Here is a 23456-nt window from a genome sequence, read left to right as displayed (position 1 = left end):
TAATCCCTCATGAGCGCTAGTGTGGACCTGCGACTAAATTGAAACATTTGGTCACGCGTCGACCTGGGTCTAGCAGGTCGTGGTGCCACCGGCTCAAGGGAACCTCCAAGTGATAACAAAGATCCTGATCGCCAACCGTGGTGAGATTGCCGTACGAATCGTGCGGGCCTGCGCCGAAATGGGCATTCGCTCGGTTGCGATTTTTTCCGACGCCGACCGTCATGCGTTGCATGTGAAGCGTGCGGACGAGGCCCATAGCATCGGTGCCGAGCCATTGGCCGGTTACCTCAACCCGCGCAAACTGGTGAACCTGGCGGTTGAAACCGGCTGCGATGCGTTGCACCCCGGTTACGGTTTCCTTTCGGAAAACGCCGAGCTGGCAGACATCTGCGCCGAGCGCGGCATCAAATTCATCGGCCCTTCGGCAGAAGTCATTCGCCGCATGGGCGACAAGACCGAAGCCCGGCGCAGCATGATCAAGGCCGGTGTGCCGGTCACGCCGGGCACTGAAGGCAATGTTGCGGACATCGAAGAGGCGTTGGCCGAGGGCGACCGTATCGGTTACCCGGTAATGCTCAAGGCCACTTCCGGTGGTGGCGGTCGCGGTATCCGTCGTTGCAACAGCCGCGAAGAACTCGAACAGAATTTCCCCCGCGTCATCTCCGAAGCCACCAAGGCCTTCGGTTCGGCGGAAGTGTTCCTGGAAAAATGCATCGTCAATCCCAAGCACATCGAAGCGCAGATCCTCGGCGACAGCTTCGGCAACGTCGTGCACCTGTTCGAGCGTGACTGCTCGATCCAGCGCCGTAACCAGAAGCTCATCGAAATCGCTCCGAGCCCGCAACTGACCCCGGAACAGCGCGCCTACATCGGCGACCTATCGGTACGTGCGGCCAAGGCTGTCGGCTACGAGAACGCCGGCACCGTAGAGTTCCTGCTCGCCGAGGGCGAGGTGTACTTCATGGAGATGAACACCCGGGTGCAGGTGGAACACACCATCACCGAAGAAATCACCGGGATCGACATCGTCCGCGAACAGATCCGCATCGCCTCCGGCCTGCCGCTGTCGGTGAAGCAGGAAGACATTCAGCACCGTGGCTTCGCGTTGCAGTTCCGCATCAACGCCGAAGACCCGAAAAACAACTTCCTGCCGAGCTTCGGCAAGATCACCCGTTACTACGCCCCCGGCGGTCCGGGTGTGCGCACCGACACGGCGATCTACACCGGTTACACCATCCCGCCGTTCTACGACTCGATGTGCCTGAAGCTGGTGGTCTGGGCGCTGACTTGGGAAGAGGCGATGGACCGTGGCCTGCGCGCCCTCGACGACATGCGTCTGCAAGGCGTGAAAACCACCGCTGCCTACTATCAGGAAATCCTGCGCAACCCGGAATTCCGTAGCGGCCAGTTCAATACCAGCTTCGTTGAAAGCCATCCTGAACTGACCAACTACTCGATCAAGCGCAAACCCGAAGAGCTGGCCCTGGCCATCGCCGCCGCCATCGCCGCCCACGCAGGCCTGTGAGGAATACAACAATGTCCAAGAAGATTTTTGTCACCGATACCATCCTGCGCGACGCTCACCAATCGCTGCTCGCCACCCGCATGCGCACCGAAGACATGCTGCCGATCTGCGACAAGCTCGACAAAGTCGGCTACTGGTCGCTGGAATGCTGGGGCGGCGCGACGTTCGATGCCTGCGTACGTTTTCTGAAAGAGGACCCGTGGGAGCGCCTGCGCCAACTGCGTGCGGCGCTGCCTAACACCCGCCTGCAAATGCTCCTGCGCGGGCAGAACCTGCTGGGCTACCGCCACTACAGCGACGACGTGGTCAAAGCCTTCGTCGCCAAGGCTGCGGTCAACGGCATTGACGTGTTCCGCATCTTCGACGCGATGAACGATGTGCGTAACCTGCGCGTGGCCATCGAAGCGGTGAAAGCGGCCGGCAAACATGCCCAAGGCACCATCGCTTACACCACCAGCCCGGTGCACACCATCGACGCTTTTGTGGCTCAAGCCAAACAAATGGAAGCCATGGGTTGCGACTCGGTGGCGATCAAGGATATGGCCGGTCTGCTGACTCCGTATGCCACCGGCGAACTGGTCCGGGCGTTGAAGGCCGAGCAGTCGTTGCCAGTGTTCATCCACTCCCACGACACCGCGGGTCTGGCGACCATGTGCCAACTGAAGGCCATCGAAAACGGCGCCGACCACATCGATACCGCGATCTCCAGCTTCGCCTCGGGCACCAGCCACCCGGGCACCGAGTCGATGGTTGCTGCGCTCAAAGGCACCGAGTACGACACCGGCCTGAATCTGGAATTGCTGCAGGAAATCGGCCTGTACTTCTACGCTGTGCGCAAGAAGTACCACCAGTTCGAAAGCGAGTTCACCGCTGTCGATACCCGTGTGCAGGTCAACCAGGTGCCGGGCGGGATGATCTCCAACCTCGCCAACCAGTTGAAAGAGCAGGGCGCACTGAACCGCATGGGCGAAGTGCTGGCGGAAATCCCTCGCGTGCGTGAAGACCTCGGCTTCCCGCCGCTGGTGACCCCGACTTCGCAGATCGTCGGCACTCAGGCGTTCTTCAACGTGCTGGCCGGCGAGCGTTACAAGACCATCACCAACGAAGTGAAGCTTTACCTGCAAGGTGGCTACGGCAAGGCGCCGGGCGTGGTTAACGAAAAACTGCGTCGTCAGGCGATCGGCAGCGAAGAGGTCATCGACGTGCGTCCGGCCGACCTGCTCAAGCCGGAAATGACCAAGCTGCGTGCCGACATCGGCGCCTTGGCCAAGTCGGAAGAAGACGTGCTGACCTTCGCCATGTTCCCGGACATCGGCCGCAAGTTCCTCGAAGAACGTGCCGCCGGCACCCTCGTGCCGGAAGTGCTGCTGCCGATTCCCGAGGCTGGTGCAGTGGCGTCGGCGGGTGGCGAAGGTGTACCGACCGAGTTCGTCATCGACGTCCACGGCGAAACCTACCGCGTCGACATCACCGGTGTCGGTGTGAAGGCCGAAGGCAAACGTCACTTCTACCTGTCCATCGACGGCATGCCGGAAGAAGTGGTGTTCGAACCGCTCAACGAGTTCGTCGGTGGCAGCAGCAAACGCAAACAGGCGTCCGCGCCGGGTCACGTCAGCACCACCATGCCGGGCAACATCGTCGATGTGCTGGTCAAGGAAGGCGACACCGTCAAGGCCGGCCAGGCAGTACTGATCACCGAAGCGATGAAGATGGAAACCGAAGTCCAGGCCGCCATCGCCGGCAAGGTCACTGCGATCCACGTCGCTAAAGGCGACCGGGTGAATCCGGGCGAAATCCTGATCGAGATCGAAGGCTGAGATAACAGCCGCGATCCAACGCTTTAAACCTCGGGGGAGCATGGTGCTCCCCTTTTTTTCGCCCGGGATTTTTCTGAATCACGCAAATCCCCTGTGGGAGCGAGCCTGCTCGCGATAGCGGCGGATCAGCCAACACTTATAGCGACTGACACTCAGTCATCGCGAGCAGGCTCACTCCTGCAATGAAGGCGTTCAGACCATCAGAATGCCATTCGCCATTGGCCCATCACGCTGTGAGTACGGCTTTCCGTTCCGAAATCACCAGTGATGCCCAGACCTACGGTGTGATTGGCCGACAGTCCGAGGTCAAGTCCTGCATCGACGCCCAGGCTGTTGCGATCCAGCGCCGCACCGGCCACTTCGAAACGCTTGCCACCCTTGACCAGCTGTTGCCGTGTATCGATGTCGAGCTCGCCGAAGGTGTGTTTCCAGCCGGCACTGAGTCGCGGTGTCAGGCTCATGCCGTTGTCCAGTCGGTTGATCTGCGCCGTGCGCAGGCCAAAGGTGCTGCTGAGGTTGTCACGGGTTTGCCCGAACACTTTCAGCGCCGCATCCCCACCTTTTTCACTGTAGCTGTCGCGTTGATAGCGCTGGTAGCCGAGGCTGGCGAAGGGCTCCAGCGTCACGTTGTTACGACCGAGATTGAAGCCCAGTTCGGCAAAGGCTTGCTGGGTGTTCGCGTCGTAGTCGCCCTTAAGGTTGTCGCTGAAACCCTTGAACGCCACCCGACGTTTGCTGCTGCCGTCGTGGCTGGCATAGGTGGCGCCCAAGCGCAGTGCCAACGGTCCGTCCTGACGCACGGCGTAGGCACCGAGGTGCCAACTGTCGAGGTCGCCGTCGTACTGGCGGGCGTCGAGTTTGGTTTGGGATTTGCCACCCAGCAAACCGACATGCCATTGCTCATTGAGCCGCCAGTCAGCGCCCATGACCAGACCTTGGGTAGCGTGTTTGAGGGTGCTGTCGTAGTCTCGGTCGACCTTGCCGCCATGGCCAAGGGCCTGAACCCAGACTCGTCCGGAATCTGCACCGCCCGCCGCATGGCGAGGTGAGTTGCCGGAACCACGCGTAGTGTTGGAGCGGTTATCCAGTTGGCGCATGGCCGACAGCATGCTGGTACTCACGGGCGTGATGCTGTTCAGCGTGGCTTTGGCGAGGTTGGCGTTGCTGCCGGCGGCGAGTTGTTCGAGGGCGATGGAGGCTGTTTTCCTGTCGCTGGCCAGTATCGCGGCGACGGCGTTGTTGGCGGGTTTTTGCGGTGCTGAGGCCGGCGCTTCGACAGCTTCGCTGACCGGCGCAGTCACGAATTCATCCTGAGCGGGTGATGAAACTGAGGTTGCAGCAGGAGCAGTCACTGAATCGGAAGCGGGAGCCGTTGCTGTTGAAGCTGACGCTGTATCCGCATTTGGTAGGGGAGCTGATGCCGTCAGCGGTGCCGACGGTGTGGAAGACGATGGCACCATCGGCTCGACAATACTTTCTGCCACCGCACGACCACTGTCCGTAGTGGCGACGCTTTTCAGCGGTACATCGTTACGGGCGTAAGTCAGTCCGACAGACTTTTTGTTGTATTGAGCTGTGGCCGTCATGAAAGCCAGATCGTTCTGGATCGTGCCGAACTCACCTTCAATCTTGGCGGCTTCGATGATTTTGTACGGGCTGGTTGCTGGATATTCCCCGGGAGCCGCAACGATTTTCAGGGTGGCGCCACCAAGCTCGGCGGTGCCGTCGACTTTGATCGTCTGGCCACGGCCCTCAGGGGTGACCTCGTAGGCCAGCTCGGCTGTCCGGGACAGGCTCAAATCGCCTTTGACCCGGGGGCTGCCATGCAATCCATTGATGGTGAGCAGGCCTTCAACGTGCAGGTTTCTTACCGTCCCCTTACCTGCAAAACTGCCGCCCGTCTCGACATGTACATCGCCTTTGATGCTTCCCTTGTTGAAAAACTTGCCGACGCTGATAGCACCACCCTCGATGCTGCCAAGGTTGGTCAGTGTGCCGTCGCGATCTACCAACACGCCTTCCGTGAAGTCTCCCTTGCTGCTCAGTGTCCAGTCTCCACGCAGGAGATGCAGTCCATTGAAATTACGGGTGTCTTTGATCGTTCCGCCGTCAGTGGCGTTGAGTACCAGGTAGTTTACGCCCCCGTCACCGTCCAGCCGACCACTGAAGCTGGCACCGTCTTTGAGAACGATGAAATCGTTGATAGCAGTGCCCTGGAAAGTACTTTCGGGCGAGTCGAAGGAGATTGGAACGGTGTTTATATGGGTGGAAAAATCTTTAAGCCTTTGAAGAGCCGCTTCATATGGCGTGGCCTCCGGCAGTTCCGGGACTTCCATGATCACAGGTGAGTCAGTCATTTGCGAAGGTAGCTGTGCGTTCGCAAGCTCTACGCCGCCAAGTGCCAGCGCAATGGCCAAAGCCAGGTGTTGTGGTTTGTATCGATGTTGAACGGGCATCAAGTTCGGCCTCTTTTGACAGGAGACCCAACTCTATTGATGCGCCAGAAAATCCGATGTCGGCTACTTCCCGCAGCCTTGCAGGCGACGTCGGATCGTTTTGTAGAAAATCGCCACGGTGGTACCAACCGGTGCTTTTACTCGGCTGCACCGATCCCTTTTCCTACAACCAACCCGGACCTCGCCGACTGTTCAAACTCAAAAGCTCATCTGCCACTGCCCAATCAACCCATGATTGCGACTGTTGCTGCCGATTTCGCCGCTGTATCCCACGCCCAGCGTATGCCGCGCAGAAATTCCCACGTCCAGCCCGGCCTCCAACACCAGACTGTCGCGATCCAGCGAACTGCCATCGACACTGAACGCCGTGCCGCCAACCACGAAGGCCTGACGTGTTGAGCTGCTGACATCACCGTAGGTGTGCTTCCAGCCAACGGCCATTCGCGGTGTCACGCTCATGCCGTTGTCCAGGCTGCTCAGGTGCGCCAGACGCAGGCCGAAGGTGCTGCTGAAGTTGTCCTGGGTCTGGCTGTCGACTTGCAGCGCCGCCGCGCCACCCTTTTCCCGATAGCTGTCGCGGTGGTAGCGCTGGTAGCCGAGGTTGGCGAAAGGTTCAGCGCTGAGGCGGCCGCTGCCCATGGCGTAACCGAGTTCGGCGAAGGCTTGCTGGCTGTCGGCGTCGTAGTCGCCTTTGGGGCGATCACTGAAACCATTGAAGGCGATGGTGCGTTTGCTTTCACCTTGATGGCCGCTGTAGGCCGCGCCGAGACGCAACGCCATCGGGCCGTTTTGATGCAAGGCATAAACGCCGGCGTGCCAGCTCTCGACGTTGCCATCGATGCCAGTAGCGTCCAGGTCGGTTTTCGAATAACCGCCGAGTACGCCCAGGCGCCATTGCGGATTGAGAGACCAGTCAGCGCCGAGCACGCTGCCCTTGGTGCGTTGTTCCAGACCGCTGCTGCCGTGTTCGCCGTCAAGCTTGCCGTAGCCGCCGATCGCTTGCAGCCAGAGTCGGCCGCGAGCGTTCGGATCGTTCAGATTGCGTGCGGCGGACGGTACACCGTTCGCGGCCAACACGGGTGTCTCGCGCTGATCGAGGCCGACCATCAAGCCCGGGCTGCCGCCCATTTGCTGCATCGCCGAGAGCATGCTGCTGCCGACCTGACTGCTGGCGCCGAGGGTGGCGCTGCTCAGGTTGGCATTGCTGGCGCCGGCCAGTTGCTCGATCGCTGCACCCGCCGTGCTTTGGGTGGTGTTGAGCAGGGCGTTGTAGAGGGCGTTGTTCTTGCCCATCGAGGCCAGACTGTTGGCGGCATTGCTGCCGTTGCTGGTGGCGGCGAAGTCAGTGAAGGCGACGTCGTTGCGGGTGTACGTCAGGTCGACTTGAGTCGGCGTATAGGCCAGTGTCGGCGTGAGAAACGCATAGTCGCTGGTGACTTTGCCGAAGGTGCCGTTGACCTGCGCGGCTTGCAGCACGGTGTAATGGCTCTGCCACGGATAGGTGCCGCTGCCGGGGTTCACCGCCAGGGTCGCGCCATTGAGATTGGCCGTGCCGCCGACCTGTACAGGCGCACTGCTGCCGTCGGCGTTGACGCCGTAGGCGAGGGTGGACGCGCTGCCCATGGTCAAGTCATGCACAACCGTTGCGCGACCGAGGCCGGTGTCAGTACGCAATGTGCCGTTGACGTTGAGGCTGCCCACCGAACCGCCACCTGCATAGACACCGCCGGCATCCACGCTCAGGTTGCCGGCAATGCTGCCCTGATTGATCAGGGTCGCGCCGTTGCGCACTGCGCCGCCGTCGCTGAAATCGCCCTTGCCGGTCAGCGTCCACGCGCCTTGGCTGACTTCCAGCCATTCGAAGTTGCGACTGTCGCCGAAGCTGCCACCCGCCGCGTCGTCCATTACCACCCGGTCGTAACCGCTGCCGCCGTCCAAGGCGCCGACGAAGCGGCTGCCATGGCGCAAAGTCAGGCTGTCATTGCCGCCGCCCAGATCCAGCGCCAGGCCATTGCTGCCGCTGAAAGTGCCGCCGTTGACGACGTTGTCGGCAAACTCGCCAACGAACTTCACGGCAAAACCGTCGAGACCCTGGATGGTGCCGAAGTTCTCCAGCGTGGTCGCCGCGAGTCCCGAACCACCGCTGCCGTCGTCCACCAGAATGGCGCTGTTGGCGCCGCTGATCAGCGCGCCACTGGCGTTGAGAATGTAGCCGCCGCCGAGGGCGATGCCTTCGCTGCCATTGGCAAAGCCACCCTTGTCGACACCGCCCGCGCCAACGCCTTGAATGGTCCCGTAGTTTTCGATGTGGGCGATCTTGTCGATGTCTACGCCATCGCCATCGCCGTTGGCTTGCAAGCCGGAATACGCGCCGGTAATGGTGCCGTGGTTGATCACCGTGCCGTCACCGTCGGAACCGAATCCGGAACCATTGCGCCCGGTGATCTGCCCGTAGTTGACCAGCGTTGCACCGAGGTCGGTGGTGATGCCGTGGCGGCCGCCGGAAATCACCCCGTAGTTGGTAACGCTGACGCCGCTCGCGGAGTCTATGTCGATGCCGTCGAATTTCTCGTCGGCATTGTGCGAGTCACCCGTAGAGATCTCGCCGTAGTTGGTAATCGTCGCGTTGGCGCCGGTCTTCATGCCGTCGCTGGCATCGCCGCGAATCAAGCCGCCCTCACGGTTGATGATCGTGGTCTTCACGCCGTCGCTGCGCAACGCATCCAGATCCAGCCCTTGGCCGGTGGTTGAGCGAATGATGCCGCTGTTGTCGATCAACAGGCTGCCGCTGACGAAGTTGCTGTCGATGCGTAAAGCGTCGTTGGCGCCGAGAATCTGCCCACCGCTACGATTGTAGATGGCGTAGTTGCGCGCCTGAGTCAGATCGCCGCTGCTGTCGATGGCCCGACCGCCCGTGGAGATGATCTTGCCGGCGTTATCGATTACCACGCCGGCACCGCTGGTCTTGTCTTTAAGGCTCACGGTCTTGCCGCTGTTGGTGATGCTGCCCGGCGCCGAAATCGTCAACGTGTCGCTGCCACCGAGGGTTTGTGCGGCGGTGGTGGCGGTGTCGATCTGTACGGTTTTACCGTGGGCGGCGGTGGCGGAAATCAACAGAGCGATTGCGAGCGACAGACGCTGCGGCGGGAAGGGCATGAGAGGACGGCCTTTTGTTAGAGACGGGCCGTCCTGTATAGCGATGGGTTTTTACAGAATGATGTCTGTTACGTTGCGGTCCACCTTAGGAGCGGCGCACGTAAGCCTTGCCGTAATGCCGTTCCATCCGCGCCTGAATCAGCTCAAGACCGATCGACATCAGCCAGTAAATGATCGCCGCCGTCGTCAGCATTTCGATGTAGCGATAGCTTGAACGGCCATACGACTGCGCCAGAAACATCACCTCCCAAACGCCCATCACGGAAATCAGCGACGAATCCTTGAGCATCGAAATGAATTGGTTGGTCGTGGGCGGGATGATCGTGCGCATCGCCTGGGGCAGCGTGATGCGCCAGAGAATTACGGAGTCGCGCATGCCCAGCGCCAGTGACGCTTCTCGCTGGCCATAGGGAACGCCGAGAATCCCGGCGCGGAATATCTCGCTGAGGTAAGCGCCGTAGTTCAGCGACAGCGCAATGATCCCGGCGACGATGGCGCCGGGCACGATGCCCAGTTGCGGCAAGCCGAGGTAGATCAGCAGGATCTGGATCAGCAGCGGCGTGCCGCGAAAGAATGAGGCGTAGAAACTGGCAATGCCGAACGCCACCGCGCTTTTCGACAGTCGCGCCAATGCAGTAACAAAGCCCAGCAATGACGAAGCGACAATCGAGCACACGCACAGAAACAGGGTCAGCGCCGCGCCTTGCAGAAAGCCATTGGGTGCAAGCTTGAGACCGACAAGATTGGGCAGCTTGTCGAGGATGATCGAGAACTTCAGGTCGAAGCTCAGGAAGAATCCGGCGAACAGGCAGAACATCACCGCCCAAGTCAGGTACAGCCGCGTACGAAAACCGAACAAGCGTTGCAGGCGTGATTCAGCCACCGGTTGTGGTGGCTTTGGAGGTGTCGGGAAAGAAGTCATTGGCTGATATCAGCGCCGATCCATTTTTGCGAGAGCTTGCTCAGGGTGCCGTCCTGTTTGAGTTGGGCAAAGACCTCACGGACTTTGGCATCCCATTGCGCGTCGCCCTTTTCGATGGCGACCGAATTCGGCTCCGAGTACAGCGCATCGCCGGCGAGCTTGAAGCGTTTGTCTTGATTAAGGCGGGGCTGCGCAGTGACGAGGTTGGTGAGGATCGCATCCAGACGCACGCCGGCACCCAGGCCCAAGTCCTGGAAGGCGACGTTGTCGGTGTCATACGGGGCGATCTGCACATCTTCGAACGGGTACTGCAACTGCGTGTCTTCAGCGCCTTCGATCACCAGATTCTTGTTCAGATAACTTTCGTAGCTGGAGGCACTGGTGAGGCCGACTTTTTTGCCGCTCAGATCCTTGGCGCTGTGGATGCGATCATCCTTGGCGTTGACCACGATCACTGCGGGCGAGGCGTAGTACTCGACCGGGAAGTCGAACACTTCGGCGCGGGCCTTGCTCGGGGTCATCGAGCAAATGCAGATGTCGTAGCGCCCGCTCCAGCGGCCGGCGGCAATGACGTCCCACGACGGCGTTTCCAGCCGCAGTTTCACGCCAAGTTTGTCCGCCACGGCTTTGGCGACGTCGACATCGAAGCCGTCGAGCTGGTTTTGCTCGTTGAGAAACGAGAAGGGCGGATAGCTTTCCATCAGTACGCCGACCAACTCTTTTTTCTGCTCGACACGATCCAGTGTGGTACCGCCGAAGGCTTGGGTGGAGGCAGCCAGAATCGTCAGGCCCAGGGCCAGTAGTGGTTGAAATTTCACAGTCGATCCCTGGAAAAAAAGAGGTTGTTATTAACCGAATGGTGCGTATTAAATAGTTATAAGAACGACTCTGGTAGTGAGTTATTTTCATAAGCATATGAGTGAAAAGCATATGGGCGCAGCAAGCACGATTATTCTCGATGGCGGCATGGGCCGTGAGTTGCAACGCGCCGGCGCGCCATTCCGGCAGCCAGAGTGGTCAGCCCTGGCGTTGAGCGAAGCGCCGCAAGCGGTGGAAGCGGTACACGCCGCCTACATCGACAGCGGTGCCAATGTGATCACCAGCAACAGTTACGCGGTGGTGCCGTTCCACATCGGCGAAGAACGTTTCGCCGCTGAAGGTCAGGCGCTGGCGGCACTGGCCGGTGAACTGGCACGGCGTGCGGTGCAGGCATCGGGCAAAGCCGTGCGAGTGGCCGGTTCCTTGCCGCCGTTGTTCGGCTCCTATCGCCCTGATCTGTTCGAGGCGTCCCGGGTGACCGAATTGCTCAACCCGTTGGTCAAGGGCTTGGCCCCGCACGTGGACCTGTGGCTGGCGGAAACCCAGAGCTCGATCATCGAGGCGCGGGCCATCCATGCCGGGCTGCCACAGGACGGCAAGCCGTTCTGGCTGTCGTTTACCTTGAAGGACGAAGACACTGACGAAGTGCCGCGTTTGCGTTCCGGCGAACCGGTGGCCGAAGCGGCTGCGGTGGCCGCCGAGTTGGGCGTCGAGGCGCTGTTGTTCAATTGCAGTCAGCCGGAAGTGATCGGCGCGGCGATTGATGCTGCGCGCGACACCTTCGAACGTCTGGGGGTGAAGATTCACATCGGCGCGTATGCCAATGCGTTTCCGCCACAGCCGAAAGAAGCGACGGCCAATGATGGACTAGACCCGTTGCGCGAAGATCTCGATCCGCCGGGTTATCTGCATTGGGCGCGTGATTGGCAGAAACGTGGTGCTAGTCATTTGGGCGGTTGCTGCGGGATCGGGCCGGAGCACATTGCGGTGTTGGCGCAGAAACTCGGTTAAACAACTCCAGGATGGGCCTCATCTGCTTGATGAGGTCTGTCCCATGAATCCTGTCATCGCCTACCCTACCAACCCCGATGCGCCCGGTGAAAGTGCGCGGGGTTAAATGCTCCTGCGGACTACGTATCTGATTTGCGCTTGCGGGAGTTCTTCGGGGGAACGGCAAATCGTCGTCCTGAATTCGCGGAATAACGAGAACCTGTAACCACTTCCAGTTCCCCGCCGTCTCGCACAAAATCACTCATTTCTTTAACCCGACGGCTGCGCAGCCATGTAATCCATTGCGCCAGATCGGTGTGGCCCTGTTCTTCAAACATTCGGATGAAACGTACCTGCCAACGCTTGCACGTCGGCTGGCAAAGTCCTGTACGCCGCTGTAAATCAGTCACGCTCTCGCCGTTGATCAAGCCTTGGACGAAAACAAGCCAGTGTTCTGGATAACCCAGACGGGCGAGCAGCGTGCCCTGGAGCAGGCTCACTGTGCTCCAACAGTTTGGGCAACGAAAATCAGGGCGGCGCTCATCGAAACGCTGCATGTCAGGTGAACCACATTTTGGACAGACGGCCTGCGGAGTCGTGAGCAAATGCTCCAGTCCACGCATGAACGCTTGGGCTTGGGCCGCAATAGGTGCGGGTGGCTCCAGATTTATTCGATCCTGCCGTGCCGCCCACCACTGATACAGCTTTGGAAAATCTTTAGCCATGACCGCGCGGCAGTGTTTGCTCCAGCGCCATGGGGTGCTGGAGGAAATATTCATGGCTTTGGCGATACGGGGCATCGGCCAACCCGCCAACAGGTATTGGCCGAAGGTTGACCACAGGTGCATTAGCCCGATATTCGAAAACGGGCTTTTCGACAGACAATTAAAGCCTTTGTTGCACGCCATGCAGCGGTAGTACGGCAGGCGTGTCTTTTGGCCTGCGTCCAGTCTGAAACGGGGGTGACCGCACTGCGGGCACTCGACCGGTGTGCGAGTGGGTAATTCGTGCAGATAGCGAATGAAATCATCCGCGTGACTATGGAGTTCGGCGGGGAGGCACCGGTAATAGTCGGGTAGTGCTTGAGCACCGGACATTGAACTTGAATCTTTCATGGAAAACCTCGCGGGTTTACCGGGCAGCCTTCAGGCGCGGGTTACCCGCAAGACACGCAAATGGCGAGGGTGCCGGACTGTTTTTAGATGAATGAATCGATATCCAGCGTATGCGGCGCACCCACGGTATGGCCGTAGATCGAAGCCAGTAGCCCGTCATCACTTTTGCGGGTGGGCGCCATAGCTAGCTGCTCGACGACTTTGTTTTCCGAGTGGGCAAGCCAGCGCGACAGGCTTTCAGATAACGGTTCCGGCCGGGTGGAAAGCGATCCATAGACCTTGTTTTCGGTGATGCGCTGGCTCTTCAAGATTTTCAGGCGAGCGACTGTCGTGTGTATTTTGTCGATCTCATGATTGAGCGCCTCGGTGGTTTTTTCATGAGTGCGAACGTAAGCGTCGGGGCGCGTCTGTTCGCGCTTTGCCCGCAATTGCCGAGTGACACTCGTCAACGCTTTTTCCACCCACTCAAACTCCCCGTCAGTGACGATGGAGCGGTTTGCCGTTTGCGCTTCCTGCCAACGCTTCAGCGTTGCCCAGCACGCCGGAATGTAGCTGCCGACCATCGAGTGGCTGCCGGCATTGAAGAGTTGCGTCAGTAACGAAGGTCGATCGGGGAGGCCGTTTTTTTGCTGAATAGCCACCGAGCAGGCGGCGTGCTGCGCAACGGTGTCGCAACCGGGCTCCCACAGGATCATGGACTTTTCCTTGCGATCAAACTGCACCTGCATCGCGTGGTACAGCGTGCCGTGGTGTTCGTAAGGTTCGCCGGTCCAGTTGGTAATACCGGCGACAAACACCGACAGGCCTACGGGCACGTTGACGAAGGTCAGCGCCGCTCCTGTCCCGTAAACACTCGCTTTGGTGTTCATCCAGGTGCCGGGCACACTGGGCACCGGATCGTTATGGGCGACCATGCGGTGATGTTCCAGCGGCTCTGCGCCTTTGGTGAACAGGGCGTCACCGGCGCGAGGGGCACCGTAGGTGTAGAGCTGGATGTTGTAGTTGAAGTCTGCTCGCCGACGCAGCATTTCCGAAAGCAGCAATGCGACTGCGCCCCCCAGGCTGTGCCCACAGATCAGCAGTTTTTGACCGGTATAAAACCTGTCGAGGTATTTCACGACAAAACCATAGGCTTTCTGCGCAGCTTCGTAAAAGCCACGGTGCACCTTGCTGCCGTGTTCTTCGAACGGCACTTGAAACGCATCTGCATCGCGCAGGCCATCTGCGATGATTTCATAGGTGCCACGCACGGAAATCAGGGTTAACTCGTTGTGGTGGGTGATGAAGGCTTGGGTATCGGTGGACTGCTTACCCAAGATCCTGTCGTCGAAGAAATGGACCTTTGCCGGGTATTCCTGTTCGTCGTCCCGTTCAGGTTTATTTGCGTCATAGAGGTCTGGGTCGAACGGCACGATCTCCAGTCGCCTGGAATACGGCACATCCTCAAAAAGCGGGTAATACGCTTGTGTCTGCGTCGTATCGACGTTGCCAAGCTCTTCGAATTTGGCCAGTGCATCCCCGAACCAGTTACCAACAGTGGGTTGCAAGGGGAAGCGCACTGTCTTCGTTTCGACGGGGTGTTCATCCGGGTCCTGACCAAACGGGCAATAGCTCAGGGTAGACATGAGCGAAAGTTGATAGAGGTTTAGCGCGCAGAAACCGGGGTCGATTGACAGCATGGGGCGCAAGGCGCGCATCGGGCGTACTTCAAGCACTGTGTGTTTTAACGGCATAAGGACAACACCGCGTTCACCATGCTTGCCCATGATCTTCGCCGGCCCCGCCCCGGGTGGGTAATGGCTATAAACCTGCGGCGGTAAATGCGAAACATGCTTGACCAGATGGCGGACTTCCACCTGAAAAAATTCATCGGCGCAGGCTTGTGTGGGGTTTTCTTTGGTGCGGGTCGAGTTGTGGTTCAGGTAGCGGGTTTGTTCGGCGCGTACCTGAAGTTCAGTAATTTTCAGGGGGTAATGAGGTCTTGTTTGTAAGTCCTTATATAGCTCTTCTTCCCCTTGGTACTTCTGATCAAAGGTGAGTGCTATCGGCCCTGCGAAGTGCTCAGAAACTTTGCCTGTGCCAGTGCCATCGAGATTGCCATCGTAGGTTTTTCCTTCCGAATCGATTACGACGTAGGCCAAGCCTTCATACGGTTCGCCGGAACCAAACTCGTCGACTAATTGAAAGCTGCTCCACCGACCCTGTGCTGGACATGTCAATACGCGGCTGCTCAGTGGAGATTCCAGCTCTTTTTCCATTGGTGTCATTTCGAAACCTCCTTATTCCGTACAACCGGGATAGATGGTGCATTGCCGGCCGTCTGGCATCAGGAAAGTGCTGAAGTCGGTGTAGTTGCCGTTGCAATAACCTCGTTGATCTTCAAGTCCTCTGCCCATGCAACGCTTCCAGCCGTTCGGAACCTTGACCCACGTGTCTCCCCAGCCGGGTCTTTCTTCGTCGGCCAATTTGATGCGCATCTTCACGGTCTTACCCGGCAGTTGGTCCGGGGTATAAGCGGCGGAAGGCTTGCCTCTTTTCAGCTCGCCCTGAGCATCGGTAGTCTTGCAATCGAGGAGTTTCACGATGCGCCGTTTTGGCCCTACCGTTCGGAAGAGCTGTTGGCATTCACCGTAGAAGGTGCTTTCGCCTGCTTCGTTGAAGACGCTTTTGTATTGATCTTTCACTTCATTCCGAACGAACACTCTCGCGCTGTCGGCGCCAAAATCTCCCCGGTCTTTACCGTAAATCGCATAGATTTCCAGCTCGATGCGGCTTATCACCAGCGGGCAACCGCTGACTGTTCTGCGCACAGCTATTTCGGAGTTGGGCTGATAGTTTTCACGCCATTTAAGGTTGTAACCCACTCCAGCACCTCGTCCGCCCGGCACGGTGCAGGTTTCCCCTTTGGCAGGCACATACACTGCAATGGCCTCATAGGTGAAGTCGGGCGGCATATTGGCGGTGAAGGTGAACGTATTCGGCTGACTGCTCACGCAGCCTGCAGTAAGCGCGAGGCCAAAACCCAGACTTGCTGTGCGAATCAGGCGTTTCATAGGGCGGCGTCTCCTTGCCAAAATGCGTTTGTTTGGGACACCCGCTCGAAATGCTCACTAGGCGTTTCGCCGGGGCGAACCTGCCAGTGCGGCGCCAACGTATAGCCCTGCGCGTGCAGGCTCTGAGTCAGCAAAAACTCCAGTTGCTCGGGCGCCAGCCAACCCCATGTTTCTGCCTGCGCCAGTCTGTCGCGCAGCCACGTATCGGGATCATGGTGTTCGGCAAGTTTGGCGTAGGCCTGGACATGCTCCGCCAGCAAGTAGCGACGGGCATTGATCAGGCGAATTTCATTAGTCTGGTTGTTAGGTACTGGCACTTGGTGCCACAGCGGCTGCTCTGGCACGGGGTAGCTGCCAGGGGCGGGATTGTTTGCGCTCTCCCAGCGTGTGCCCTGCCAGTAACACACGCTGATCGCTGGCCCGAGGTAGGCCGGCCAGGCGTCCTCAGACAGGTGCTCGAGGGCGCGGCTCAATACCCGATTATCGTGAAAACGGTACAGCGCCTGATGCGGTCGCGTACCGATGATCAGGCGCTCCTGCCAATGTTTGACCAGCCGGCTCAAATCGCCATTTTGAAGGCTGGCTAACCAGCCCCAGTGACGTTGCGGGTTCTTCAGCAGTTCGCTGATGCGGGCGTCATCGGGCTGCTCGAAGGTGAAGACAAATGGCCCGGCATCAGCCAGGTCAGCCACCAGCGTTTCTCCGTAAACGCTCAGGTACTGGTCGAATTGGCAGGTTTTCAAAAGGGATTGGCGCATGTCGCGCTCGTTCTGTGAGTCCAGAACGACGCACAAGGCATAACCTGAACGTTGCTGTTCTCTCATCCATTGGCGGGGTAGCGAGTCAGTCATGCGGCGGCTCCTTGAGACAGGCAAATACCCGCACGACAGGCCTCGCAGATTGGACAGAAGTCCGATCCCATAACGCTGCTGACGGCCATCAATTGATTCTGGCTGGGCGCAATCATCGGCGGCAGTTCTGCTGGCACAGCCAATGCATCGTTGGCGCCTGGCATTGACAATGCGGCAGCGGAACCCGCCACCGGGGCACCCCCGATCTGGATTTCGCTGCTGCTGAAAATGCCACCGTGGCCGATCACAATGTGCTGTCCACCGGCCTTGAGGCTGATGCTCGCGCCAGCATCCAGCGTCAGGTGCGCCCCAGCCTTGATGTGCACTTGCTGGCCGGCCTCCACGACCAGCGTTTGCTCGACTCGGGTCTGGCTGTTGCTCGCGACATGCAGATAGTCATTGGCCTTGAGCTGCACTTTGCGGTCGGCGGTGATGGTGCGGTGTTCTTCGGCTTCCAGCACGGTGATGCTGTTGCCCTTAATGGTTTCCCTGCGTTCATTTCCGACTTCAAGACGACTGTCGTTTTCGACCTTTTGCTCCATGTCGCGCTGGGCGCGCAGGTAGATCAACTCCTGACCGGCGCGATCTTCCAGGTGCAATTCGTTGAATCCGCCGCTGTCGGGCGAGCTGCGCGAGCGAAACACGCTTCGGGTTTTATGCGCGGGCAATTCGTAGGGCACCGGGTTGGCGCTGTTGGCCAGACAGCCACTGATTACCGGTTGATCGGGATCACCTTCAAGGAAGCTGACCAAAACCTCCATGCCCACTCTCGGAATAGTCACGCTGCCATGAACGCTGCCGGCCCAATTGGATGACACCCGCAACCAGCAACTGCTTTTGTCGTCGTGGCGACCTGCTCTGTCCCAAAAAAACTGAGCCTTGACCCTGCCGAACGGATCGCAGTGGATTTCCTCACCTTTGGGACCTGTGACGATGGCGGTCTGGCTGCCCAGCACTCGCGGCTTTTTGTAATGGTGGGGCGGTCGGTAGAAAACGTCCCAAGGCGTGGCGACAAACCGGTTTCGATAGCCTTGAACAAAATCATTTTCGTGAGCGGAGGTCTCGCTTGTGATGCTCTCTTCCAGCACTTGCGGCTGCTTACATTCGTGGCGCACTTCTGTCAGCAACCAAAGATCATTCCACTCCGTGCGCGAATGCTCGGACATCTCCATAAAGTGCCCGGATACCAACGTCTGCTGATCACTGTTGCCTTCAGCTTGCTGAAAGTCGGCACGATGGCGTTCCAGCGCCCGTTTGGTTAAAAACTTGCCACGTTCACGCAGAGTGAAGCGGCCGGGGTAGTCGTAATCTTCCAGGTCAGGCTGGTTCTGATCGGCGTCAGGTTGATAGTCGGACTCCAGCACAATGCGGGATTTTTCGAAGTCGTAATCACGGCGAGTGGTGCGGCTGGTGCGGGCTTCAACTCGCAGGCCGAATTGCTTGATCACCGTCCCCCCGGCAACCATGCCGCTGTCCTGTTTGTAAGGTGTTGGCCGGTCAAGTTTGGGGAATACGGTTTGGTCGTCACCGAACACCATCAGGTGTTTTTCGCGACTGTGCCGGAAGTGGTAATGAATGCCTTCCTCCTGGCAAAGCCTTTGGACGAAGTGCAAATCCGACTCGTCGTACTGCACGCAGTATTCGCGATCCGGATAGTTGGAACCCAACTGAAACAGATGGAGGTCGCGATGGATGCCGTGTTCTTCCAGCACCTGCGCAATGATTTGCGGGACGGTCAGCTGCTGAAAAATACGTTGGTTGATACGGTGGCCCAGATAGGTCACCCGAGGTACAAGCGTGAGGCTGTAACGCGTCAGACGCTTGCCGGCGTCGCCTTGCGCAACGCGATGGATTTGCCCATGAATGCCATGGTGGTCGTTGCTGAATGCCAGAAAGGCCTGTTTATGCAGCAGACTTTCAAGGTCGAGATTCGGCCTCTCGCTGACCAGTTCCACGTTAAAGGCATAGGGTGTGCTGATCGCCTCATGACCGGTGAACTCCAGGACTTGAAGGTCATGCTCCAGACCATCAATGGTCAGATTGAAACGTGCGAGATGGCTGGCGCTTTGCATCCTTTGCTCCTTCGACGGTCGTTGAGGGACTTTGTATCTGAATGCGTGGAGGCAGATACAAGTGCCGAAAGCTAACAAACGTGCCGAAGAAAAAATGTAGGAGGGGTCCTATGGGGTTGAAGGAAAGGACCCTGATTTTTTGTGTGGTTCGATTGCCTCTTCACTGACGCTATTGCGAGGCTCGGATTCTTGGCAGGTATGTGGCTCAAATACGTCAGACAAATCGCCATTTATTTTTGTGTAGTAAACGTCTGGCGCTGTTCTCGGTTAAGACCTATTGGCTTTACGCCTCGCTGCCTACAAATCCTTGCGTCGTTGCCTACGGCTACGCCAGAATCCGCCGGCTTGTGCGCCCAGGGCTTGCTGCGTAACTTGGATCGGGTCACTGATTTCCAGTGATCGGGTTTAGTAGCTCGTCATATTTGGGGCGTATAGCTCATCAGACAGTCAGGTACTCCTCACCTGCACTTTATGGTGGTTGTGCGCAGGGCGCCCTCGGGCGCGCCGGTTTCCCAGATCCCCGGTCTACTAACCTGCGCACAGCTGCCTCCACTTCTTTTAGTAGAGAAGCGGTGGCTAGCCCAAATGAGGATCTGGTAAATGTTCAAAGTAACGCCAAACCCGCCGGTCACAGACCCGGCATCTCCCTACGAATCGCCCGATTCAAAGAAATTCCACGAAGCCGCCGAGCGCGCCCTCGACCACTACCTCGGCCCGCCAACTGCCGAGATCATGGCCGCACCCTACAAAACCAACAGGCTCTACATGACAGACCCGGAAGCTGATACCGAGTCCTTGCTGGCGGATGCCAGCGAAACTCTCGGCTCAGCCACCGTCATGCTGCACAACCATGTGGCGATGGTCGAAGGTACGCACCGCAAAACCCTGCAAGGCATCGCGCAGGTGGTGATGCTGGCAGAGCTGGCGGTCAATCGGGTGCTGGATAAGTTAGTGCCTACGGAGTGAACAACGTGCTGGCGGCGCGTGCTTGTGCCGCCAGCGCATTGGTTGGGAAAGACGTAGTTGATGCTTTTCTGCATTTTGTTGCAGATGTATTCGCGGCTCTCGATTAAATATGCACTATATTGCAGTTATTAATGAAGAACCCTTCGCTAAAGTGCATTTAAATGCAGGTAAAAAGCGTATGTACGACCTGACATTACAGATATTCATGGCTGGGCAATGGCATGACGCGATGATTCTGAGTTTCGCTGACCCCGAAAAGGGTTTCGAAAGTCGCTGCGATTTCGGTTATCAAACCACCTATCTCTTCGATAACTTCGACGAGATAGGGTCGCCGTTCTCAAAAGCTGTGAGTGTACGGTTCCCATTGGAATGGGATAGCCGGAGATCCGCTGTGCCAGCGTTCATCCATGACATCGTTCCTGCCGGTGCGGCGAAACGTTTTCTTCTTGCTCGTGTGGGGCAAGAAAAACCCGCAGGCATCAGCGCCGATCTTTATCTGTTGGGTCGAAGTACAGCGGCACCGATCGGCAACATGCGGATAAAGGAGTCTGCCGAATCTGTGGATGAGCGCGAGCCCATTGGGTTTCAGCGTCAGGACGTGATCCTGCGTGACAACCGGTTTCTCGAGTACGCCTATGAACTGGGTGCAGCCATTGGCGGCGCGACGGGGGCGGGGGGGGAAGCACCGAAGCTTTTGTTGGCAGAGAACAAGGCCGGTCTCCTGTTCCCCGATGCAGTCCTTGAGGATTCAGAGGTCAGTCAGCACTGGTTTGTGAAATTTGCCCGTAACAAAGGCAACCGGACCGATCAGGACATCTTGCGAAGTGAGTTCCACTACTACAGGGCCTTGCAGACATTAGGCATTGAAACGGTCGCATCACAAGGGCTGGCACTGGAAGAGGCGACGAAACCCAGCTTGTGGATGCAGCGCTTTGATCGTCGGGTAACGGCTCAAGGTGTTGAGCGTTATGCGGTCGAATCGATTTATTCGCTGGCTAACGTGACAACGCCAGGCAGCGCGATGGACCATTTGGACGTGATTCGCATGCTTGCCCGTCTTTGGCGCGAGGCAGGGCAAGCGGAGCAGATTCCCGATCTGGTTGCGGATTACTTGCGTCGGGATCTGATCAACAAAATTCTCGGTAACTCGGATAACCATGGCCGCAATACCGCGATCATTCGTGGGGCAAGTTCGTTTCGACTTGCGCCCATTTATGACTTGGCGCCGATGGTCATGGACGATGAAGGCGTGACCCGTACGACTAAGTGGCCGAAAGCGTTGGAAAGAGCGGGTGATGTCGATTGGCGAGGCGTTTGTCGTGCATTGGCTGATATTGCAGATCCGGATGACCCCTTGGCTGCTTTGGCTGGCGCGCCGGATTCATTCGAGCGCCTGCGTCTGGATGCCCAACGCCTTGCGGCCCTTCCCGATATTTTGACCGAGAGCGGCCTGCCGGACCGAACCATGAACCATCCGGGGATTCACCTGAGAAATCTGGAGCAACGCTTGCAAGAGTGGGATCTGAAATGAGCATGACAGTGGCCGAGCGCACGGTGCTCATCGAAAACATTCAAGAGGCGTTGGCCCAAGGAACCATGGAGATCGGCGAAGCCGTTCGCCGCCTGCGCGTAGAAGTGACGGGCCTGCATCAGACCCAGTTTGCGAAGATGTGCAAAATCTCGGTGCGTACCTTGGTGCACATCGAACACGGTGAAGGTAATCAGACACTGAAGTCGCTGAACGCCGTGTTTCGTCCGTTTGGGATGAAGATGGGCGTTGTGCGGATTCGGCGAGATATCAGTTAAAGATCAAAACATCGTCCGAACGCGGCCCGAGCCTGCGGCAGCTCCTGCACAAGGCAAATGTAGGGCCTGCCGCAGGCTGCGATTTTTTGCTTTTAAAAGGTTAAGAACGGCACTCGACCAAGCCTTTCACCTGCCCGGTCGGTGTCTGGTTTTCATCACTCAACCATTGCTCGAATCCCGCCGCAATCGCCGGCCACTCACCATCCAGAATCGAATACCACGCCGTATCGCGGTTCTGCCCCTTGACCACCATGTGCTGGCGGAACACGCCTTCAAAACTGAAACCCAAACGCTCGGCCGCGTATTTGGAGCGGGCGTTGCCGTTGTTGCACTTCCATTCGAGGCGACGATAGCCCAGCTCGAAGGCGTATTTGCCCAGCAGGTAAACCGCCTCGGTGCTCTTCGGCGAACGCTGCATCGGTGCGCCGAAGGTGACGTGGCCGATTTCGATGCGGCCCTGAGCCGGAACAATCGACATCAGGCTGAGGATGCCTTGCACCTGGCCGCTGGCGCGGTCGATGACGCTGAAGAAATACGGGTCGCTGCTGGCTGCGTGATTGTTCAGCCAGTCATTGAACACACCGCGCTCGGGGAACGGGCCGTAGGGCAAATAATCCCAGAGTTTCGGATCGGCGCCGGGACCTTGCAGCGCGTTGAACAACTCGTCGCCGTGGCGCGCCGGGTCGAGTCTTTCCAGACGGATGAAACGTCCTTCGAGCAGCTTGGTTGTGGGGGCGGGGACGCCTTTCCAGTCAGCAAGTGAAGCAGTCATGCGCGTCTCTCCTTAAAGGGCTTTGCGAAACTGGATGAAACCCGGGCGCTCGGCGATGCGCTCGTAGAGCTGGATCGCCGTGGCGTTGCTTTCGTGGGTCAGCCAATGGACTTTGCAGCAACCGTCGGCTTTGGCGGTGGCGTAGACATGTTCGATCAGTTGGCGACCGACACCCGTGCCGCGGGTGTGCTCTGCGACCAGCAGGTCTTGCAGGTAGCAGGAGTTTTCGATGCTCCAGTTCGAGCGATGGTAGATGTAATGCACCATGCCCAGCGATTCGCCGTCAGCCCAGGCGAGCGCCGCGTGAGTCGGCTCGCTCGGGTCGAGGAAGCGCTGCCAGGTGCTGTGCGTGACGGCGTCCGGCAATTCGGTGTTGTAAAAGCGCAGGTAGGCCTGCCACAGCGGCAGCCAGGCGGCGTGGTCGTCGGCGCTGACCTGACGGATCTCGATCTGACTCATGGGGTTTTCCTTAACGCATCAATTGGGCAAGGGTTTGATCGTTGATGTCGGGGCTGGCGGCCAGACCTTCGCGCACGCCGGCAATGTCTTCGGCGCTGCGGTTCTGGCTGAGCTTGCGCTTGCCCTCCAGCCGGTCGATGGGAATGGCGAAACCGACGATGGCCTTGAGCATGCCGTCGATGTAGTCGGCGGGGGCGTCGTCGACTTTCCATGGCTGCGCGCGGCCCGCTTCGTGGCGGTCGGTGAGGGTGCTGACGATGTCGAGCAGCCGTCCGCCATCGCTGAAGGTTTCGGCATGGCCGTAGGCGTGCACGGCGATGTAGTTCCAGGTCGGCACGACTTTGCCGTGTTCGGCCTTGCTCGGGTAAAAGCCCGGGCTGACGTAGGCGTCGGGACCGGCAAAAATCAGCATGGCTTCGGCGCCGTCGCGCAGGTCTTTCCACTGCGGATTGGCCTTGGCCAGATGCCCGTACAGCGTGCCATTTTCGCCTTGCTCGCAATGCAGCAGCACGGGGACATGACTGGCCTGCAGACCGTTTTCGCCGTGGGTCACGAGAATGGCGAGGCGGGTGGCGAGGATCAGTTCGTGGAGTTGCGACAACTCGTCGATGGCAAAGGCGCGCGGCGTGTACATGGAGATATTTTCCTTGGCGAATGCCTGCATCGTAGGCAGGCTA

18 protein-coding genes are annotated in these 23456 nt (G+C 58.7%); 6 read left to right on the top strand and 12 right to left on the bottom strand.

What is annotated here, in order from left to right; all coding sequences use genetic code 11:
• The first annotated feature begins 109 nt into the window (after positions 1-109).
• Positions 110-1525: an acetyl-CoA carboxylase biotin carboxylase subunit gene (locus ACVVH8_RS29780; RefSeq protein ID WP_025112637.1), complete on the top strand. Its 1416-nt coding sequence runs from the start codon at positions 110-112 to the stop codon at positions 1523-1525.
• An 11-nt stretch (positions 1526-1536) separates the two neighbouring features.
• Positions 1537-3342, top strand: a complete 1806-nt coding sequence (gene oadA, locus ACVVH8_RS29775; RefSeq protein ID WP_475227776.1) for a sodium-extruding oxaloacetate decarboxylase subunit alpha — start codon at positions 1537-1539, stop codon at positions 3340-3342.
• A 200-nt stretch (positions 3343-3542) separates the two neighbouring features.
• Here oadA and ACVVH8_RS29770 read toward each other — a convergent pair whose 3' ends face one another.
• The 4 genes from ACVVH8_RS29770 to ACVVH8_RS29755 form a co-directional block, all read right to left on the bottom strand.
• Entirely contained in the window at positions 3543-5798 is a 2256-nt protein-coding gene (locus ACVVH8_RS29770; protein WP_475227773.1) for an autotransporter outer membrane beta-barrel domain-containing protein, read from the bottom strand.
• A 198-nt stretch (positions 5799-5996) separates the two neighbouring features.
• Positions 5997-8954 (bottom strand): autotransporter outer membrane beta-barrel domain-containing protein, encoded by a 2958-nt coding sequence (locus tag ACVVH8_RS29765; RefSeq protein WP_475227770.1) that lies wholly within the window; start codon positions 8952-8954, stop codon positions 5997-5999.
• A gap of 85 nt (positions 8955-9039) precedes the next feature.
• Positions 9040-9876 carry an amino acid ABC transporter permease gene (locus tag ACVVH8_RS29760; RefSeq protein ID WP_475227766.1) on the bottom strand — a complete coding sequence of 279 codons (837 nt, stop codon included), beginning with the start codon at positions 9874-9876 and terminating at the stop codon, positions 9040-9042.
• Entirely contained in the window at positions 9873-10694 is an 822-nt protein-coding gene (locus ACVVH8_RS29755) for an ABC transporter substrate-binding protein (RefSeq protein WP_475227764.1), read from the bottom strand. Before ACVVH8_RS29755 ends, ACVVH8_RS29760 begins: the two co-directional genes overlap by 4 nt.
• 112 nt (positions 10695-10806) lie before the next feature.
• Here ACVVH8_RS29755 and ACVVH8_RS29750 point away from each other — a divergent pair, with 112 nt between their 5' ends.
• Complete coding sequence (locus tag ACVVH8_RS29750; RefSeq protein WP_475227761.1) at positions 10807-11706, top strand: homocysteine S-methyltransferase family protein; 900 nt, start codon at positions 10807-10809, stop codon at positions 11704-11706.
• Positions 11707-11825: 119 nt separating this feature from the next.
• Here ACVVH8_RS29750 and ACVVH8_RS29745 read toward each other — a convergent pair whose 3' ends face one another.
• The 5 genes from ACVVH8_RS29745 to ACVVH8_RS29725 all read right to left on the bottom strand — a co-directional run bounded on the left by ACVVH8_RS29745 (position 11826) and on the right by ACVVH8_RS29725 (position 18776).
• Positions 11826-12800 carry a transposase gene (locus ACVVH8_RS29745; protein ID WP_475227758.1) on the bottom strand — a complete coding sequence of 325 codons (975 nt, stop codon included), beginning with the start codon at positions 12798-12800 and terminating at the stop codon, positions 11826-11828.
• Positions 12801-12883: 83 nt separating this feature from the next.
• Complete coding sequence (locus ACVVH8_RS29740) at positions 12884-15067, bottom strand: lipase family protein (protein ID WP_315444974.1); 2184 nt, start codon at positions 15065-15067, stop codon at positions 12884-12886.
• A 12-nt stretch (positions 15068-15079) separates the two neighbouring features.
• The gene (locus ACVVH8_RS29735; protein WP_315444975.1) at positions 15080-15853 is read right to left on the bottom strand and encodes a hypothetical protein; all 774 of its coding nucleotides are present in this window, start codon (positions 15851-15853) and stop codon (positions 15080-15082) included.
• On the bottom strand, positions 15850-16704 hold the full coding sequence (locus ACVVH8_RS29730; RefSeq protein WP_315444976.1) for a DUF4123 domain-containing protein: 855 nt from the start codon (positions 16702-16704) through the stop codon (positions 15850-15852). The genes ACVVH8_RS29735 and ACVVH8_RS29730 overlap by 4 nt, the downstream gene beginning before the upstream one ends.
• Entirely contained in the window at positions 16701-18776 is a 2076-nt protein-coding gene (locus tag ACVVH8_RS29725; RefSeq protein WP_475227756.1) for a type VI secretion system Vgr family protein, read from the bottom strand. Before ACVVH8_RS29725 ends, ACVVH8_RS29730 begins: the two co-directional genes overlap by 4 nt.
• A 600-nt stretch (positions 18777-19376) precedes the next feature.
• Here ACVVH8_RS29725 and ACVVH8_RS29720 point away from each other — a divergent pair.
• The 3 genes from ACVVH8_RS29720 to ACVVH8_RS29710 all read left to right on the top strand — a co-directional run bounded on the left by ACVVH8_RS29720 (position 19377) and on the right by ACVVH8_RS29710 (position 21548).
• Positions 19377-19742, top strand: a complete 366-nt coding sequence (locus ACVVH8_RS29720) for a DUF6124 family protein (protein WP_475227753.1) — start codon at positions 19377-19379, stop codon at positions 19740-19742.
• Positions 19743-19920: 178 nt separating this feature from the next.
• Positions 19921-21273, top strand: a complete 1353-nt coding sequence (locus ACVVH8_RS29715; RefSeq protein WP_475231248.1) for a HipA domain-containing protein — start codon at positions 19921-19923, stop codon at positions 21271-21273.
• Entirely contained in the window at positions 21270-21548 is a 279-nt protein-coding gene (locus ACVVH8_RS29710) for a helix-turn-helix domain-containing protein (RefSeq protein ID WP_475227751.1), read from the top strand. The genes ACVVH8_RS29715 and ACVVH8_RS29710 overlap by 4 nt, the downstream gene beginning before the upstream one ends.
• Before the next feature lie 100 nt (positions 21549-21648).
• Here ACVVH8_RS29710 and ACVVH8_RS29705 read toward each other — a convergent pair whose 3' ends face one another.
• From ACVVH8_RS29705 to ACVVH8_RS29695, 3 genes are read right to left on the bottom strand one after another with little or no spacing between them, the layout of a single operon-like run.
• A complete protein-coding gene (locus ACVVH8_RS29705; RefSeq protein ID WP_401299040.1) occupies positions 21649-22320 on the bottom strand; it encodes a GNAT family N-acetyltransferase in 672 nt (223 codons plus the stop codon).
• A 12-nt stretch (positions 22321-22332) separates the two neighbouring features.
• Positions 22333-22779 (bottom strand): N-acetyltransferase family protein, encoded by a 447-nt coding sequence (locus ACVVH8_RS29700; protein WP_475227749.1) that lies wholly within the window; start codon positions 22777-22779, stop codon positions 22333-22335.
• 10 nt (positions 22780-22789) lie between these two features.
• On the bottom strand, positions 22790-23413 hold the full coding sequence (locus ACVVH8_RS29695; RefSeq protein WP_103302726.1) for an FMN-binding negative transcriptional regulator: 624 nt from the start codon (positions 23411-23413) through the stop codon (positions 22790-22792).
• Positions 23414-23456 lie beyond the last annotated feature (43 nt).

This window comes from Pseudomonas trutticola BRTCR10, assembly GCF_056155105.1.
Note: the sequence above shows the minus strand (reverse complement) of the source record. Positions and strands in the feature narration are given on the sequence as shown.

What these genes read in the sequence shown, in the direction of transcription:
- oadA (WP_475227776.1), top strand. Translation starts at nt 1,537, where the DNA reads ATGTCCAAGAAGATTTTTGTCACCGATACCATCCTGCGCGACGCTCAC.
- ACVVH8_RS29770 (WP_475227773.1), bottom strand. Translation starts at nt 5,798, where the DNA reads ATGCCCGTTCAACATCGATACAAACCACAACACCTGGCTTTGGCCATT.
- ACVVH8_RS29765 (WP_475227770.1), bottom strand. Translation starts at nt 8,954, where the DNA reads ATGCCCTTCCCGCCGCAGCGTCTGTCGCTCGCAATCGCTCTGTTGATT.
- ACVVH8_RS29760 (WP_475227766.1), bottom strand. Translation starts at nt 9,876, where the DNA reads ATGACTTCTTTCCCGACACCTCCAAAGCCACCACAACCGGTGGCTGAA.
- ACVVH8_RS29750 (WP_475227761.1), top strand. Translation starts at nt 10,807, where the DNA reads ATGGGCGCAGCAAGCACGATTATTCTCGATGGCGGCATGGGCCGTGAG.
- ACVVH8_RS29745 (WP_475227758.1), bottom strand. Translation starts at nt 12,800, where the DNA reads ATGAAAGATTCAAGTTCAATGTCCGGTGCTCAAGCACTACCCGACTAT.
- ACVVH8_RS29740 (WP_315444974.1), bottom strand. Translation starts at nt 15,067, where the DNA reads ATGACACCAATGGAAAAAGAGCTGGAATCTCCACTGAGCAGCCGCGTA.
- ACVVH8_RS29735 (WP_315444975.1), bottom strand. Translation starts at nt 15,853, where the DNA reads ATGAAACGCCTGATTCGCACAGCAAGTCTGGGTTTTGGCCTCGCGCTT.
- ACVVH8_RS29730 (WP_315444976.1), bottom strand. Translation starts at nt 16,704, where the DNA reads ATGACTGACTCGCTACCCCGCCAATGGATGAGAGAACAGCAACGTTCA.
- ACVVH8_RS29725 (WP_475227756.1), bottom strand. Translation starts at nt 18,776, where the DNA reads ATGCAAAGCGCCAGCCATCTCGCACGTTTCAATCTGACCATTGATGGT.
- ACVVH8_RS29720 (WP_475227753.1), top strand. Translation starts at nt 19,377, where the DNA reads ATGTTCAAAGTAACGCCAAACCCGCCGGTCACAGACCCGGCATCTCCC.
- ACVVH8_RS29715 (WP_475231248.1), top strand. Translation starts at nt 19,921, where the DNA reads ATGTACGACCTGACATTACAGATATTCATGGCTGGGCAATGGCATGAC.
- ACVVH8_RS29710 (WP_475227751.1), top strand. Translation starts at nt 21,270, where the DNA reads ATGAGCATGACAGTGGCCGAGCGCACGGTGCTCATCGAAAACATTCAA.
- ACVVH8_RS29705 (WP_401299040.1), bottom strand. Translation starts at nt 22,320, where the DNA reads ATGACTGCTTCACTTGCTGACTGGAAAGGCGTCCCCGCCCCCACAACC.
- ACVVH8_RS29700 (WP_475227749.1), bottom strand. Translation starts at nt 22,779, where the DNA reads ATGAGTCAGATCGAGATCCGTCAGGTCAGCGCCGACGACCACGCCGCC.
- ACVVH8_RS29695 (WP_103302726.1), bottom strand. Translation starts at nt 23,413, where the DNA reads ATGTACACGCCGCGCGCCTTTGCCATCGACGAGTTGTCGCAACTCCAC.